General features: G+C 38.6%; 14 protein-coding genes. 8 read left to right on the forward strand and 6 right to left on the reverse strand.

The features are described 5' to 3' along the window. Positions 1-37: 37 nt before the first annotated feature. The 3 genes from BMX11_RS01185 to BMX11_RS01195 form a co-directional block, all read right to left on the reverse strand. Positions 38-685 (reverse strand): HD domain-containing protein, encoded by a 648-nt coding sequence (locus BMX11_RS01185; RefSeq protein ID WP_090880092.1) that lies wholly within the window; start codon positions 683-685, stop codon positions 38-40. A gap of 68 nt (positions 686-753) precedes the next feature. Then, the gene (locus BMX11_RS01190; protein WP_090880095.1) at positions 754-1,035 is read right to left on the reverse strand and encodes a helix-turn-helix domain-containing protein; all 282 of its coding nucleotides are present in this window, start codon (positions 1,033-1,035) and stop codon (positions 754-756) included. A gap of 279 nt (positions 1,036-1,314) precedes the next feature. Beyond that, positions 1,315-2,496 (reverse strand): THUMP domain-containing class I SAM-dependent RNA methyltransferase, encoded by a 1,182-nt coding sequence (locus tag BMX11_RS01195; RefSeq protein WP_090880098.1) that lies wholly within the window; start codon positions 2,494-2,496, stop codon positions 1,315-1,317. Positions 2,497-2,552: 56 nt separating this feature from the next. On the opposite strand from BMX11_RS01195, the gene BMX11_RS01200 reads away from it, so the two are divergent. From BMX11_RS01200 to BMX11_RS01210, 3 genes are all read left to right on the forward strand, one after another. Then, positions 2,553-2,921 (forward strand): DUF3127 domain-containing protein, encoded by a 369-nt coding sequence (locus tag BMX11_RS01200; RefSeq protein WP_090880101.1) that lies wholly within the window; start codon positions 2,553-2,555, stop codon positions 2,919-2,921. A gap of 323 nt (positions 2,922-3,244) precedes the next feature. Further along, on the forward strand, positions 3,245-5,038 hold the full coding sequence (locus BMX11_RS01205) for a sensor histidine kinase (RefSeq protein ID WP_245738549.1): 1,794 nt from the start codon (positions 3,245-3,247) through the stop codon (positions 5,036-5,038). A 166-nt stretch (positions 5,039-5,204) separates the two neighbouring features. Beyond that, positions 5,205-5,900: a response regulator transcription factor gene (locus BMX11_RS01210; protein WP_175474440.1), complete on the forward strand. Its 696-nt coding sequence runs from the start codon at positions 5,205-5,207 to the stop codon at positions 5,898-5,900. Here the strand turns inward: BMX11_RS01210 and BMX11_RS01215 are convergent, their stop codons facing one another. Both BMX11_RS01215 and mqnB read right to left on the reverse strand, forming a co-directional pair. Next, on the reverse strand, positions 5,901-6,749 hold the full coding sequence (locus BMX11_RS01215; protein ID WP_090880107.1) for a menaquinone biosynthesis family protein: 849 nt from the start codon (positions 6,747-6,749) through the stop codon (positions 5,901-5,903). 40 nt (positions 6,750-6,789) lie between these two features. Continuing rightward, on the reverse strand, positions 6,790-7,413 hold the full coding sequence (mqnB, locus tag BMX11_RS01220; protein WP_090880110.1) for a futalosine hydrolase: 624 nt from the start codon (positions 7,411-7,413) through the stop codon (positions 6,790-6,792). 855 nt (positions 7,414-8,268) lie between these two features. Here mqnB and BMX11_RS01230 point away from each other — a divergent pair. From BMX11_RS01230 to BMX11_RS01245, 4 genes are all read left to right on the forward strand, one after another. Further along, positions 8,269-8,679, forward strand: a complete 411-nt coding sequence (locus BMX11_RS01230) for a 6-pyruvoyl trahydropterin synthase family protein (protein ID WP_090880116.1) — start codon at positions 8,269-8,271, stop codon at positions 8,677-8,679. A 30-nt stretch (positions 8,680-8,709) separates the two neighbouring features. After that, the gene (folE, locus tag BMX11_RS01235; protein WP_090880119.1) at positions 8,710-9,345 is read left to right on the forward strand and encodes a GTP cyclohydrolase I FolE; all 636 of its coding nucleotides are present in this window, start codon (positions 8,710-8,712) and stop codon (positions 9,343-9,345) included. A gap of 74 nt (positions 9,346-9,419) precedes the next feature. Beyond that, the gene (gene fabD, locus BMX11_RS01240) at positions 9,420-10,301 is read left to right on the forward strand and encodes an ACP S-malonyltransferase (RefSeq protein WP_090880122.1); all 882 of its coding nucleotides are present in this window, start codon (positions 9,420-9,422) and stop codon (positions 10,299-10,301) included. A gap of 90 nt (positions 10,302-10,391) precedes the next feature. Continuing rightward, entirely contained in the window at positions 10,392-14,123 is a 3,732-nt protein-coding gene (locus BMX11_RS01245; protein WP_090880126.1) for a sensor histidine kinase, read from the forward strand. A gap of 18 nt (positions 14,124-14,141) precedes the next feature. On the opposite strand, the gene BMX11_RS01250 is transcribed toward BMX11_RS01245, so the two are convergent. Then, positions 14,142-15,044, reverse strand: a complete 903-nt coding sequence (locus BMX11_RS01250) for a hypothetical protein (RefSeq protein ID WP_090880129.1) — start codon at positions 15,042-15,044, stop codon at positions 14,142-14,144. 209 nt (positions 15,045-15,253) lie between these two features. Between BMX11_RS01250 and BMX11_RS01255 the strand changes: the two genes are divergently transcribed. Continuing rightward, the gene (locus BMX11_RS01255; RefSeq protein WP_090880132.1) at positions 15,254-16,798 is read left to right on the forward strand and encodes a glycoside hydrolase family 10-like protein; all 1,545 of its coding nucleotides are present in this window, start codon (positions 15,254-15,256) and stop codon (positions 16,796-16,798) included. Positions 16,799-16,992 lie beyond the last annotated feature (194 nt).

Consider the following 16,992-nt stretch of genomic DNA (forward strand, 5'->3'; position numbering starts at 1 on the left):
GTTGTTAACGAAGATACTCTGAAAAGGAGTGATAGGCTTATTTACCTTCCCATTCTTTATAAAACTGATCCAGGTACTGAAGCATAAACTGATGACGTTCTTCGGCAATGGCTTTGCCGCTTACTGTATTCATCATGTCTTTAAGCTTGAGTAGTTTTTCGTAAAAGTGGTTTATAGTAGGGGCGGTGGTATTTTTATATCCTTCTTTATCCAGATACTCCTTAAATTTAATTTCAGGATCATAAAGTACACGGTTTTTAAAGCCTCCATAGGTAAAAGCCCTGGCAATACCAATGGCACCTATGGCATCTAAGCGGTCAGCATCCTGCACAACCTCCATTTCTTTCGAACTGAATTTAACCTCGTCAAAACTATTTTTGAACGACATGTGCTGAATAATGAGCTTCACCTGATCAATGATGGATTGATCTACCGCGATAGATTTCAAAAAGTCTTCTGCAACTTTAGGGCCTAATTCTTCATCTCCACCGTTAAACTTAGGGTCGGCAATATCATGCAACAAGGCCGCAAGAGCTACAATAAGTTGGTCTGCCTTTTCGGTTTCATTAATGGTTTGAGCAGTTTTAAAAACACGCTCAATGTGAAACCAATCATGACCAGCTTCTGCATTTTTTAAAGTTTCCTTAACGAAATCTATGGTTTTGGAAATGATGATATCCTGCATAATCTATTTTTTGCCAAAGATATTGGAAAAATATGCAGGAGGGAAGAAATGATTTCAACAGACCAATGCTACACCGCTTTGGCCTGTCTGTTTTCGTCTTCAGCAATAATTTTAATCAAATCATTGTGATTCATAGTTAAAAAATGGGTTACCTGCACCTCTAAAATAGCTGCTATCTGAAATAACCGATCCACTGTAAGCTTACTGTAGCCCAACTCTATTTTGCTATAAGCATTCTGAGAAATTTTTAGCTTGGCAGCCAAATAATCCTGAGTATAATCCCTATACTCTCTAATTTTTCTAATGTTTCCAGCTACGTTTTTTGTCTTTACGTTCAATAGATCTTCCATACAATATTTAGGTATTTAAACAACTTATAGGGGTATATACGATGATTAAATCGGTTGAGATTTCAATTTATAAAAAAATTAATTGACCTCTATATACTTACCTGACTTATTGTTAACAAGGATAACAACCAAAACAGTCCAAATGTTTATGGCATTCTTTTTCGTTATTTTTCGCAGTTTAGCGGAGAAAAAAGAATAGGGGAATTAGAAAGACATTCTTTATCTGTGATGTGTTTACAGAAGAGGTAAGAAATGGAGAGCGTTAGTTTAGCGTATGATTTATTCTGTAATCAATGGAGCCCTTTTAGAACCATCGTAAAGCTCGTATTCGAGCAACCGGCAATCTAATTTTCCATTGTAAAATTCAATCTTCTTAGCAGCCTTAAGTCCGATCTTTTTAGCCAGATCCGGGTTTCCTGTAAAAATGTAACCCGAATACCCCTTGCATTGCTGCTTCATATAATCGCCCATGCGTTTATAAGTAAGTTCCAGCTTGCTATGAACGCCTAAACGCTCTCCGTATTCCGGATTGAAAACTACAGCGCCCTTTCCGGTTTCCGGAACAGGAGTTTGTTCAAAATCACAAACGTGAAAGTCGATAAGCGTGTCTACCCCAGCTGTTTTAGCATTCTTTCTCGTTACCTCTACCGCATCTTCCGAAATATCTGAGGCCACAATCTTAAAGTCGATATTTTTAATCACCTGATCCTTTAATATCCGGCGTTCAGCAAAAAAGACTTGTTCATCGTAGCCAATAATATGCATAAAGCCGTAGTTCATTCTATATAAACCAGGAGCGCGATTGGTTGCAATTAATGCCGCCTCAATGGCTAAAGTGCCCGATCCACACATGGGATTAATAAAGGGAGACTTTTTATCCCATTGGGTTGCTAAAATTACACTCGCAGCTAGCGCCTCCAGCATTGGGGCTTTTCCAGGTATTTTGCGGTAACCATGTTTGGCCAGCGTTTCGCCAGAAGTATCTATAAAAACATCTGCATCTGCATCTTTCCAGTACAGGTGAATAACCGTTTTGTTGGCATCAGAACCAGAGTTTGGTCTGATCCCTTTTTTCTCTTTCATCCGATCTACAATGGCATCCTTAACTTTAAGGTTAGCAAAAAGTGGTGTTGTAATGTGCGGGTTATCCACATTCGAGGTTACCGAGAAATATCCGGTAAAATCAATGAGCTCTTCCCATTCTATAGCTTTAATTTCATTGTACAAATCATCAGGATTTTTTGCACTAAAGCTTTTTATGGCGTATAAAATCTGACTTGCACAGCGTAGGTTTAAGTTTAATTTAATGCACTCTGTAAGGGTAATGTTTAATTCTACTCCTGTAGAAAAAGCCCTTTCTATGGTATATCCAAGCGCTTTTACTTCATCTTGCAGATAGGGAGAAAGGCGTTTGTTGCAGGTAATAATAACCTTGCTTTTATTGTGGAAAACTTGCGTCATAATGTATGCGAAGTTATCAATAAAATTATTGAGATTTGAGGTTTATAGTACAAGTTATGGAAATTAAAGGAAAAGTACACGAAGTAGGTGCAACGCAGCAAGTGAGCGAAACGTTTAAAAAACGTGATTTAATAGTAGAATATGCAGAAAATCCAACATACCCAGAATATATTCGTTTTGAGGCTTTGCAGGATAAAACTGCTTTATTAGATACATTCAAAGCTGGCGATGAGGTTGAGGTTTTCTTTAATTTACGTGGCCGTCCATGGACAGATAAAACAGGAAAAACATCATATTTTAACAGTTTGGTAATTTGGCGTATCAATGCTATTGCAGGAAATGCAGCAGCACCAGGTGCCCCAGCTTATGCAGCTCCGGTTGACGTTAGTAGCGCACCAGGAGAAGATGATGATTTGCCTTTCTAAATAAAGAATCTTTTTTAAGCAAACAATTTTGAACCAATGCCGGGGCTTTTGCCCCGGCATTTTTTTTGGCCTTTTATTTTTACAAGCCTGTTTTCAGTTTACAATTCTCAGCTATGCCTCCAGGCGAAAAACTAACCCAAAACCAACAGTCAGTTTACCCGCTTCATTTACAGTACTGTTACGTGTTAAAATATGTTAAAACCAAGGTTAAAGCCTGTAGATTAAGTAATTTTGATATTTGTAGCACTATATTCATCTCAATCGTTTAAGCTACGAACACACAGTTAATGAAAAAAAGAAGTTTTTGGTTAATCACTGTCCTCATGACAGTAGCACTCCTTGGTGTATTTGTAATGCAATTGTATTACATCAGGGAAGCGTATAGCCTAAAATCACAACTTTTTGATGAACAGGTGAACCAAACACTCACCACTGTGGTAAATAAAGTTCAGCGCTTAAATGTAGCCGATCACATCAATAAAAGAGATGCTGAAAATAAGATGCAGTACGAAGAAGAGCTTAGACAGCGGGAGTTGGATATTAAAGATTTGAAGCAGCAGTTTGTGCAGGAGCAGGAGATTAGAAAAGGAGAGCAGCAGGTACAGGTAGAGAATTATTTAAATCAGCAGGATAGTTTAATTCGGGTGTCGTACCGAAGAACACAAATCCTTTCAGAAAACACCTTTAAATCGCTTTCAACGCCAGCCCCACGAATTGGCAGGTCGCTTCTGGATGTGCAGATGGACGCCGTTGTAGATGGAGATTTTAACCTGAAAGCCTACAGTATGCGTTCCAGATTGGCTTCGCCTGATGTGAAGACCTTTAATTTTAGAACTGCCAGAACTTTACCGGATACCATTAGGTACCTGGGCGAAGATCCCATGACAGGCAAACCGCTCTTAATTGCCCTGCCAAAACTTTCTGATGAATTGGTACAGAAATTTAAAAGAGAGGATAAGCTGGCCAAGTTGAAATTTGATCAGCAATTAAGTGCCTTGAGTAAAGGGATTAAGCCTTACAGCGCTTCTAGCTTATTGCAGGACGTGGAAAAGGAAATGCGTGAGGTTAATGTTCCAATTTACAAAAGAATTGATTCGGGTAACCTGGCCCGGTTGTTAAAAAGAGAGTTTTTAAACCACAACATCGATCAGGTATATGATATGCAGGTTAAACTTGCCCGAAAAGACTCTGTTCTTTATATCATGGCAAACAGTGGCAATCCGAATTTTGAAGATAACAAAACCTACAAAGTCCCTATTTTCAGTAACGATATTTTCCGCGATCCGGGAACATTAATGGTAAGGTTTCCCTATAAAAATTCGGCCATTTTAACTAACCTCAGCTTTACGCTGGCCTCATCAATAGGCTTATTGCTGGTATTGGTGTTTATTTTTTCTTACACGCTTTATGCGATATTGAAGCAGAAGAAAATTTCTGAGATGAAAACCGATTTCATCAATAATATGACCCACGAATTTAAAACGCCTGTGGCCACCATTATGATTGCCAGCGAAGCGTTGAAGGATTCGGAGGTTACCGAAGACAAGGCAAGGCTGAAACGGTTGGCCGGAATAATCTATGATGAAAATGTGCGTTTGGGTAACCATATTGAAAGGGTGTTAAGCATTGCCAGGCTGGAAAAGAACGAGCTAAAAATGGAGAATACAGAGGTGGATATGAACGATCTGATTCTGATTGTACTGGATAGCATGAGCTTGCAGCTGCAAAAACGCAACGCCGTAATTCATGTCAATACCGACGCAGAAAATGCCGTGGTTTTTGGAGATGAGCTTCACCTCTCCAACGTGCTTTACAACCTGATCGATAATGCCAATAAATACAGTGCAGATACCCCCGAAATTACCATTTCAACACGAAACACCAATAAACATGTTATTATAGAGGTTACCGATAAGGGTATAGGAATGACCAAAGAACAATCTAAACGGATATTTGACCAGTTTTACAGAGTACCCACGGGTAATTTGCATGATGTAAAAGGCTTCGGTTTAGGACTTAATTACGTACAAGATATTATTAAACAATTAAACGGCAGTATAAAGGTAAGTAGCGAAAAAGATAAAGGAACAACCTTTGAAATATCCTTACCTTTATAAAGCTGTCGTTACAAAAGCAGGCTTATCGATACAAAAGAATGGCTAAGGGTAATTCAGGTATTATTGCATTTGTTAAAATTGCTTAACCATAAATTAAACCCTTTTGCAAAGTCAGAATCAAATCTCTGGCGTTGCTTACGCCGCTTATGTGAACAAAATAAAAAAGATGAAAAAAATACTTCTGGTAGAGGACGATCCGAATTTAGGTTTATTGCTTCAAGACTATTTGCAGTTGAAGGGTAAGTTTGATGTTACGCTATGTACTGATGGCGATGAAGGCTTGCGCACTTTTAACAAGCAAAACTTTGATTTATGCATTCTGGATGTGATGATGCCTAAAAAGGATGGATTTACGTTAGGAAAAGACATCAGAAAGGTAAACTCACATATTCCGATTATTTTTGCGACAGCGAAAACCATGCTCGAAGATAAATCTGCTGCTTACGATTTAGGTGGTGATGATTATATCACTAAGCCTTTCCGTATAGAGGAATTGCTGTTGCGGATTAATGCCATGTTTAAACGGGTGGCTAATCGCGGTACGCAAACAGAAGAAGAAGCGGAGACGCAGTTCTCTATCGGTAAATATATTTTCGATTATACTACCCAGATTATCTCGGCAGGAGAAGAAAACCAGAAACTATCTACCAAAGAGGCTGAATTACTGCGGTTACTTTGCCTGAAGAAAAACACGGTTTTAACGAGGGAAGAGGCACTTTTAAGCATCTGGCATGATGACAACTACTTTAATGGTAGAAGTATGGATGTTTTTTTAAGTAAACTACGCAAATACCTTAAAGGAGATCCTAACGTAGAAATTATCAACGTACACGGTAAGGGTTACAAGTTGCTGGTAAGCTAATTAAATATATAAGTTTTCCTGAACCACAGGGATGATATTTCTTTCCTGCGCCAATGTAAACAGGGTGTCTATCGCTTTGCGCCCTTCTGCACCCAGGTTAATACTGTATTGGTTTACATAGAGCTCAATGTGTTTATACATCACCGATTCTTCCATTGCCTGTGCGTGCGCTTTAATAAAATCAATACCAGATTTAGGGTGTGCAAAGGCATATTCCACCGACTGGCGAATCAATCGGTTCACTTTAAGTTGAACGGCCCGGTCTAAGGTTCTGTTAATTACAATACCGCCAAGAGGGATGGCACAACCTGTTTGTTTTTCCCAATAATCGCCTAAATCAACAATTTTAGTCAATCCTTTATCCTGGTAGGTAAAGCGGTTCTCATGAATAATTAATCCCAGATCAATTTGCTCATTCAGCAAGGCATCCTCAATCTCAGAAAATACCATTTCCTGTTTATTCTGTAAACCCGGATAAGCAATACCCAGTAAGAAGTTGGCAGTGGTGTATTTTCCCGGAATTCCTATTTTGAGGTTGTGGTTTTCTTTTGCTAATTCGGCCTGAAGTGTTTCTGGCGTATATTTTTTACTAATTAACAACGGGCCAACACCAAAGCCCAGTGCACTACCAGCATCTAGTAAGGCATATTGATGGGCTACGTAAGCAAAAGCATGAAAACTTAGCTTGGTAATATCCAGTTCGGCCCTTAAAGCTTTTTGATTTAATGTTTCTACATCATCAAATAACACTTCAAAATCTAAACCTTCAGTATCGATTTTGTGATGAATCAATGCGTCGAAAATAAACGTATCGTTGGGGCAGGGAGAAAAACCTAGGGTAAGCTTCATATGTCAAAAATAGGAACTCAGATAAATTACTTCGTCATACTCAGTTCATTTCTCCAATAAAAGAAATGGCCCAATCGTTTAAGTTCTTAATAGCTAAGCCCATTTTCCAATTGTCTTTATTGCGGGGCTCCACGTAGTTGGATATGCTTCTAACCTGCAAACAATCTATATGCTGTTGGTTACAGGCGTAAAAAACTGCGGCACCTTCCATACTTTCGGTAGTTGGATTTAACCTTTGTACCAGGTTTTTAATGCTCTGTTCGCTACCACTTACCCGATTAACTGTTACGCCAGTGCCTTCTGTTAGTCCCGTTTTTTGGATGCTTGTGGCGGTATAATGGTTTTCGCCAAAACCCAGGTCGTTAATGGTTAGAAATTCATCGCCGTTTTCGGCACCCAATTCTGCAAAAGTATCGGCAGTAACACTTACCAGGCTTCCCAGAGGGATATTGCGATCGAAACAACCTGCAATACCCAGATTGATAACCAGGTTATATTTAGGCGATAAGTATTTACCAAGTGAAAAGGCAGTGGCTACCATGCCCACGCCTGTAATTAGTACATCAAAATTTTTGCGCTCACTAAAATCACCTTCACCAAGGTTAAAATGCTGATAGAAAATACTCAACTCTGCTTTGGTTGCGGCAACTATTAATGTTTTCATATTCAAAGATAAGTTATTCTAAAAATAGCAAGGCAGGTAATTTGAATGGGAGAGAGGGTAAAATATTTAACGTAGAGCAGGCGAAATATTTAACCACAGAGCGCGCAAAGTTTAATCACAAAGGACACAAAGTTTATTCCCACTGCTTTAAACATGATTTGAGCGATATACAAAATAACTCAGCGTTAAATGAGCTTATATGGCTTATATTGTTCAAGTTTTTTAGTTAAACTTTACCATGTAAGACATATAAGAAGTATAAGTGTAGCGTGTATTTGTGTTTTCGTGGTGAATGCTAATGAGCATAAACTTTAAACCACCCCGCCACTACATTGGCCTGTACACCCCCTCCTTAAAAAGTAGGGGAGTTGGGATCTAAGCGTTAAATGTGCTTACATGGCTTATATGGTTCAAGTTTTTCGTTAAATTTTACCATGTAAGTCATATATGAAGTATAAGTGTAGTATGCCTGTGTGTCTTGGTGGCGAAATATTTAACCGCAGAGCGCGCTAAGTTTAATCGCAAAGGGCACAAAGTTTATTTCCACTGCTTCAAACATGATTGGAGCGATATCAAAAGTAAGTTTAGCTTTAAATGAGCTTACATGGCTTATATGGTAAAAGTTTTTTGGTTAATTTTTTACCATGTAAGGCATATAAGAAAGTATAAGTGTTGTGTGCTTCGTGTCTTGGGTGGTGAATGCTAATGGGGTATGAAGTTAAAGAAGCCGGCATGCCCGCCATCTTCCATTCTTTCCTTTTACGTTCCCTCAAATTATGTGGTTTTCGTCAAGCTTTATCCTTTAAGCGCCAAGCTTAAACCTTTATCTGTATATTTGCATTTTATTTTATAATAATGATTTATATAACGAGAAAAGCATCGTTCAACGCAGCACATAAATTATCTCGCACCGATTGGGACCAGGATCAAAATGACGCTGTGTATGGCAAGTGCGCAAACCCTAACTGGCATGGTCATAATTACTGGCTATATGTTACCGTAAAGGGAGAAGTAAATCCGGAAACAGGTTTCTTAGTAGACTTAAAATGGTTAAAGGATGTGATGAATACTTATGTTGTAGACAAGGTAGATCATAAAAACCTTAACCTTGATGTTGATTTCATGAAAGGTAAGTTGGCTTCTACAGAAAATTTGGCCATCGAAATCTGGAATCAGCTAATAGCTCCAATTGCAGAAAGTGGCGCAATACTCCATTCGGTTAAGATTTATGAAACCGAAAATAATTATGTTGAATATTTCGGTTAATCTAATCCGCAAAACACACCTTATATTTTAATGGAAAATAAAGACGTTTTAAGAGAAGAATCGATAGATGGGTATGTAAAAATAGACCGCTATAACGATTTGAAAATTTCTGCCGTTGCAGATCATTACAAAGATATTTTAGGGCAATTGGGTGAAAATCCTGAGCGCGAAGGCTTACTGAAAACACCTGAACGTGTAGCTAAAGCTTTGCAATACTTAACCCATGGTTACGATTTAAAACCTGATGAGATTTTAAGGTCGGCTATGTTCGAAGAAGATTACAGCCAAATGGTTGTAGTTAAGGATATTGAAGTGTATTCGATGTGCGAGCACCACATGCTCCCGTTTTTTGGTAAGGCACATATAGCTTACATCCCTAATGGTCATATTGTAGGTTTAAGTAAAATCCCCCGTGTGGTTGATGCGTTTGCCCGCAGATTACAGGTTCAGGAACGATTAACCAATGAAATCAGAGATTGTATTCAAAATACACTTAACCCTCAGGGGGTAGCTGTTGTGATGGAATGCCGTCACTTGTGTATGGCCATGCGTGGTGTTCAAAAACAAAATTCTGTTACCACCACTTCAGCATTTACAGGCAGTTTCTTAAGCAATGATAAAACAAGAGCTGAATTTTTAAGATTGATTACAGCAAGTTTAGATTAATAATAACCAAACAAATATCAGGTATTAAGAAAGTAAAGTGTGATTCTTTTTCTTAATACGCTAATCCAATAATAATGAGAGCATATATTTTTCCTGGACAGGGAGCGCAATTTGTAGGCATGGGTAAAGATCTTTATGAGAACCCATTAGCGAAAGAACTTTTTGAAAAAGCGAATGAGATTATCGGTTTCCGCATTAGTGATATTATGTTCGGCGGAACAGATGAAGAATTAAAGCAAACTAACGTAACCCAGCCTGCAATCTTTTTGCACTCGGTAATTTTAGCTAAAGTTTTAGGCGATAGCTTTAAACCTGATATGGTAGCTGGGCACTCTTTAGGAGAATTTTCTGCCTTGGTTGCTGCAAATGCATTAAGCTTTGAAGACGGATTAAGATTGGTTATTGCACGTGCCAATGCCATGCAAAAGGCATGTGAGGCACAGCCATCAACAATGGCAGCAATATTGGGTTTGGCAGATGAGGTTGTAGAGCAAATCTGTTCAGGTATTGATGCTGTCGTAGTACCAGCAAACTACAACTGTCCGGGGCAATTGGTTATTTCGGGAAGCATTGAAGGTATTGACCTGGCTTGTGCCAAATTAACTGAGGCAGGTGCAAAAAGAGCATTAAAGTTAAATGTAGGTGGTGCATTCCACTCTCCATTAATGGAACCTGCTAAAATTGAATTGCAGGCAGCTATAGAAAATACGGCAATTTCTGCCCCTGTTTGTCCGGTATATCAAAATGTAGATGCCAAGCCATATACAGACCCGGCACAGATTAAAGAGAATTTAATCAAACAATTAACGGGTGCTGTACGTTGGACTCAAACCGTTGAGCACATGTTGGCTGATGGTGCTACCGAATTTGTTGAAGTAGGACCAGGTAATGTTTTACAAGGATTGGTTAAAAAAGTAAGTCGCGAAGTGCAAACCAGCAGCGCAACTATTGCTTAAAACCGTTCAACATAAAATCATTTCAACGCCATGAACATCACTGTTTATGGCGTTATTTTTTATCAATAATTAATATCTTTATCAAAATCGATGAAATTGAGCTTTGGTGTAAAAATAAGATTCCTCTTACTCATATTGGGTTGCTGTTTAATAGTAACATCAATTTCTTTAAGTCGATTTAGCACCAAAAGCCAGCTACTGGAACATGATGGACAGGAAATTCAGGATAATTTATTAGCCAAAGAACGAATAGTAGAAAAATTTCTGGCAGATGCAGCGCAGGTTGACCTGGCTAAAAATCTTCATCTTAAGCCCAATACCGCGAAAGATTTTTTAGAAACGTACAGGGATGTAAGTGGTATAAATATTTTAACCTATCAAAACAACATTCTAAAGTTTTGGAGCAGCAACAGGGTTACCGATATAGATCCATCCACCATCAAAATGGGCACCTCTGTATTGTTCTTTTCTAATGGTTGGTATGAGGTTATCAGGAGCAAAAAGGGCGATTTTGACTTTATCTTTCTCATCCTCATTCAATCCCAATATCCATTTAGAGAAACCGAGTATTTTAAGAATGATATTGACCCGCTCTTGTCTACAAATCAGGCCCTAACCTTAGCTTCCTTTACCGATAAGGAGGTTTATACAATTAAAAGCTTAGACAATAGGTTTTTATTTGGGCTAAAAGTTAAGCCCGGCTATACCGACGACTTTACTTCTAAAACACAGATATGGATGTTTGTTGCCGGTATGCTGTGTATTTGCATGTTCTTCAATTCATTGAGCTCATATTTTGCTAAGCGCGGTTATTTGGCAGGGGGTACTATCTTACTTTTTGCCTTTTTCTTCGTGTTTCGATATTCAGATTTACATTATGGCTGGTTTTCTAATCGTTTTGCAGTTAATTTGTTCGATCCAAGAATATATGCCGAAAGCTTTTTACTGCCTTCTCTTGGCGGCTTCCTGTTAAATGTGATTACGGTAACCTGGTGGCTACTTTTTGTTTACAATCATAAAGAACAATACCAATTTCCCGGATGGATAAAACGCAATAAAGTAATCGGTCTCGTTATTCATATCGTATTACTCCTCTTTATCGGGCAAATTACCTTATTGGCAGATGATGCCTTCTTTGGACTGATTTATAATTCAAAAATCAACTTCGATATTATTAATATCCTTAAACTGAGTGGATCGAGCTGGGTGAGTATCGTTATTCTGTGTTTGGTTTGGTTTCAAATTTATTTAATTACCATTATTTCAACCGAGATAACCAAGCCATTAAACGTAACCAATACAGAGCGGATAACCATTTTTCTGATTGGTTTTTTAAGTGTATTTATTTATAAATTAAGCACCGATTTTACAGCATTCTTCATCGTTTTTGCACTTGTTTTCTTTATTGTAACCCGCGCAAATTATGTAAACGACAAGAAGTTCTCTGTTGGCCTTTTTGCCATTGTATTCTTTTGTTTGGCCTTCAATACTTCAATTAAGTATATCAAGTATAAGGATATTACCGAAAGAAGCTGGAGAGAGCCCATGGCCAGAAAAGTTCAGTCTTCTGAAGATCCAAATGCTGTATTGGCACTGGGCTCGCTGGAAAAACAGTTGTTGGGTGATGAATTTTTACTTCGTTTTTTTAGTCAGGACGAAGGCTCCAGCTATCAGGTATTAAAAAACCATATCAAAAACTATTTAGATGGTTATCTGAACCGGTACGACTACCAGATTTATGCTTACAATACCGCAGGTAAACCTACTAACTTGCAGGAAACACAACCGCTAAACAAGTATAAAGGCCTGGTGCAGTCGGGCTCTGTGAAGATAGATAGCTCTAACTACTTCTATCAGGTTAATAATACTTTTGGTTATCAGGATTATTTTGGGATTGTTCCTATGGTTGATAAGGGGAGCCTTTTAGGAACACTGGTTATCGAACTTCGTTCAAAACCGTACAATTACAACAACCGGCTTCCGGATTTATTGGGCGACCATAAGATGATGAAGGATGAGGATTTTAGGGGGTACTCTATAGCGCTGTATAGTAACAATGTTTTGCTTAACCAGTCGGGAAATTATACCTATCCCTTAAACGGGAATAGTTTTAAAGGTAAAAAAGATGATTTTGTGGTGAGTAATGATGACTTGCTGCATTATAGCCATTTAATTTATAAGCCTAGTGATAGTAAAATGGTTATTATCAGTAAGGAGAAGGTAGATTACGTAGAACGTTTAGCTGCATTATCGTTCTTCTTTTTGGTCTTTATTATTTTCTCGCTGGTTCTTTTTGGCCTGGTATGGCTGGTTAAAAATTTAGATGATGACAAAATTGGCTGGTTTAGCATTAACCGGTCATTGATGATTAATGCCAATAAGATTTTATATAAAACCCGGATTCAGGTTTCTATTGTACTATCGGTGGTAGCTACGTTGATTATTGTGGGCTGGGTAACGTATTATTACATGAATTTGGAGTACAGGGGGCAGCAAGATGCCTTTTTGAAGGATAAGATTAGAAAGGTACAGCAGAATTTTGAAAAACAGATTTTCAACCATGGTATTATCACCAATGATGAAAATGCCATTGCCGATTTTAACAATTTTGCCGATATCAATAATGCAGATTTAAACCTTTACGATATCAATGGTAATCTGATTATGACCACCTATCCAAAACTTTATAGCTATAAAATTGTGGGGCGAAAGATGGGGGCTAAGGCTTATACTTTTCTCAATAAGCTTCATCGTTCAGAGTATATCAACAATGAGGAAGTTATTGGCAGTTTAAAATATGCTGCGGCTTATGCACCTATTCGCAATGCGCAAAATAGAACAATTGCCTATATCGGATTACCTAACTACTCTAACGAAGAAGAGTATACAGATAAGATTGCACTATTTGTTAGTAACCTGATTAATATTTATGCCCTGGTGTTTGTGGGTATTGGTGTGCTGGCGGTATTTTTAGCCAATCAGATCACTAACCCGCTTACTTTTATTCAGGAGAGCATTAGCCGTACTAAGATAGGACAGCGTAATGAGCCTATAGTATGGAGGAGGCATGACGAAATTGGTTCATTGATCAAAGAGTATAATAACATGATTGCCGCTTTGGAAGAAAGTGCCAGAAAGCTCGCCCGATCTGAAAGGGAGAGTGCCTGGAGAGAGATGGCCAAGCAGGTTGCCCATGAAATTAAGAACCCTTTAACGCCTTTGAAATTAGGCGTGCAGTTGTTAGATAAATCCTGGAAGGAGAAGGATCCAAACTTCGAGAATAAGTTTATTAAATTCAGTAAATCATTTATTGAGCAAATTGAGAGCCTTTCTAAAATTGCCTCAGAGTTTTCGAATTTTGCAAGAATGCCAGATACTAATTTAGAGAAGCTTTCTGTATTGCCTATTCTTGCACAGGCCAGAGAGGTTTTTAAAAGTACTTCCAATGTGGAGATCAATATTTCGGATAAGACGGATAAAAATGTGCTGGTAATGGCCGATCACGATCAGCTTTTGCGAACGTTTAACAACTTATTTAAAAATGCCATTGAGGCGATGGACGGAGAGGCGCTTTGTTGTATCACGGCTGTATTATACAACGATAAGAGCCACGCTTATGTAGAAGTGAAAGATAATGGTAAGGGTATTCCGGCAGATTTTCACGAGAGGATCTTCGTTCCTAACTTTACTACTAAAACATCGGGAACAGGTCTTGGCTTAGCCTTTGTGAAACAGGCGATAGAAAATGCCGGAGGTACGGTAAGTTTTACTTCGGTAGCCGGAGTAGGAACAACATTCTACCTCAGTTTCCCGCTAGTTTAATCAATTGAATAAGGAAGTTTATCTTAAATCTATTTGAGCTTTACCCATGGTGCTTCCGTCGGTATATAAGATAACGGTGTAAATGCCCTTAATAAAAGGCTTAGGGTTAGTCCAGTCTATAGTATAGGTTGTTTCATCGTTATTGTAATCAATGAAGATAGAGTGGCTGTACTGCATATCCTGCCCATCTGCTTCGAAACGGTTGCTATCTTCAGCCAGCAAATTTCCAGCAGGGTCAAAAACCCTCAGGTAAATATTGTGATGACCTTTTTCTGCCAGCTCGTTAGGAATAATATTAAAGCGTACACTTAGCTTTTCTGCAGTTGATGACTTGGTTACTTCTACTTTTTTCCCGCTTGATTTAGTTCTGAACGCGATGATATCAGCATCTTTAACCTTTAGGGCAGCTGCCGTTTTTACTTTAGCGTTTAGCGCTGTGTTTTCCGTTTCCAGGTTTGTAGCCCTGGTGCCCATATTTTTAATGGCATTCTCCAGGCTATCTCTACTGTTTTTTAGAAAGGTATTATCCTTTTGAAGTTGAATAATCTGATCGTTGTAGTTTTTAACGAAAGTTTTAAGCTCATCAATCTGTGCATTGGCCTTGTCCAGCTCTCCCTGGGTAATCTGTCCTTTTTCCAAAGCCACCTTTAATTCAGCAATTTTTTCTCTCGCTAGCTTTTGCTCCTCAACCAGTTTGTCGTTCAGATCTAAATTAAGGGCATTAACCTTATCCAGTTCAACCTCTATTTTTTCAACCTCTAAACGTAACTTGTCCTTTTCAGTACTGACGGTTACAAATCTTTCACTTTGTTGTCGGTCTTTAAAAAACAAGTAGGCATTGGTTCCAATAAGGGCGGCAATAACAATAACTAAAAAGTAAATTTTGTTTCTATCACCCTTGTTAATCTTCTGTGGTTCCATTTTTATTTAAGCTGTATCTTCTCCAATTAATATATTCTTGAATTTCCATAGGTAAATGGTTATACAGTAATTTTAAAATAGGGCGCAAATTAAAATTTTTATTAAACTTATATGAGTTTTTAAAAAAAATCGTTTACTTGCTAATGTTCGTTGGGTTAAGGCCTAATTGAGCATTAACACACCAATTGAATCAAAAACAAGACATTATAATGTTCAAAAACTTTGTATACGCACTTTTATCTTTAATTGTTCTACCGTATATCTTAAATGCACAACCATTATCAAAAATTGCACCAAAAAGAGAGTTTCGTGGGGTTTGGGTTGCTACTGTAACCAATATTGATTGGCCATCAAAGCCGGGCTTGTCCATAGATCAGCAAAAACAAGAACTTATAGGGATACTGGAACGTCACAAAAGTCAGGGTATGAATGCCATTGTTTTGCAGGTAAGACCAGCAGCTGATGCCTTCTATGCGAAGTCGCGAGAGCCATGGAGCCAGTGGTTAATGGGCAAGCAAGGCCTGGCACCAGCACCCGGATACGATCCGCTTGCCTTTGCGATAAAGGAGGCCCATTTTAGAGGAATGGAATTGCATGCCTGGTTTAATCCTTATCGTGCCAGTATGAATAGTACTACCTCCCTGGCAGAAAATCACGCTTATAAAAAACATCCCGATTGGTTTTTTACTTATGGCGGCAAAAAGCAGTTCGATCCCGGGATTCCGGATGTTAGGGCCTACATTGTTCAGGTAATTTTAGATGTGGTTAAGGAATATGATGTGGATGGGATTCATTTTGATGATTATTTCTACCCTTATCCCATTGAAGGGCAACGGATAGATGATGGCAATACTTTTTATAAAAATCCCAATAACTTCTCCGATATTAAAGATTGGCGTCGTAATAATGTCGACCTGCTGATTAAAACACTTGCAGATAGTATTCATCACTATAAAAAATGGGTCAAATTTGGTATTAGTCCCTTTGGTATCTGGCGCAACAAGCATGAAGATCCGGAAGGTTCTGCAAGCAGTGGATTATCTAATTACGCCGAGCTGTATGCCGATAGCCGTAAGTGGGTAAAGGAGGGTTGGGTAGATTACATCAATCCACAAATTTATTTCACTTTTAGCAGGCGTGTTGCTCCTTACGCCACATTGGTAGACTGGTGGAGTAATAATAGCTATGGCAGGCATGTTTACATCGGTCAAGGTGCTTATCTGGTTAATTCGAGGGCAGAAGCTGCCTGGAAAAACCCTTCAGAAATACCCAATCAAATTCGATACCTCAGAAACAGTAACCGGGTTCAGGGGAGTGTATTTTTCTCTTCTAAATCAATGATGACGGTAGCAAGGGCAGTAGGCGATTCATTAAAAAACGATTTATATAAATATCAGGCTTTACCACCGCAAATGCCCTGGTTAGATGAGGTTTCTCCAAATCAACCGCAAGCATTAACAGCCGACGCTTTAAAAGATGGTGTACATTTGAAATGGCAACAACCCTTAAAAGCCAGTGATGGAGAAACCGCTTCCGGGTATGTGATTTATCGCTTTAGTGAAGGGGAAAAAATCTCTGTACTCGATCCGAAGAACATCATTAAAATTAGCTTTGAAGATTACGTTTCTTTTATCGATACTGCTGTAGAAAGCGGAAAACGTTATAGTTACCTGGTTACGGCTTTAGACAGACTGAAAAATGAAAGCGAACCTAGTGGGCCTGTAGGGGTAGAGGTACCCTTGGCGAAGGAGTAGGGAATTTGAGTAGCAAGATTGTTTAATTATTGAACTGTTTAATTGCTTAACTGTGCCGAAGGAACAAGGAGCAAGGAACAAAGAGTAAAGATCGGATGAAGGTTAGGCTTTCAGGACTGGCAACTTTGGGCAACTAGACTTCTGACTTCCGGACCTCAGACTTTCGGACTAATGAACTGTTTAATTGCTTAACT

This window comes from Pedobacter rhizosphaerae, from assembly GCF_900111155.1.
Lineage (GTDB): Bacteria > Bacteroidota > Bacteroidia > Sphingobacteriales > Sphingobacteriaceae > Pedobacter > Pedobacter rhizosphaerae.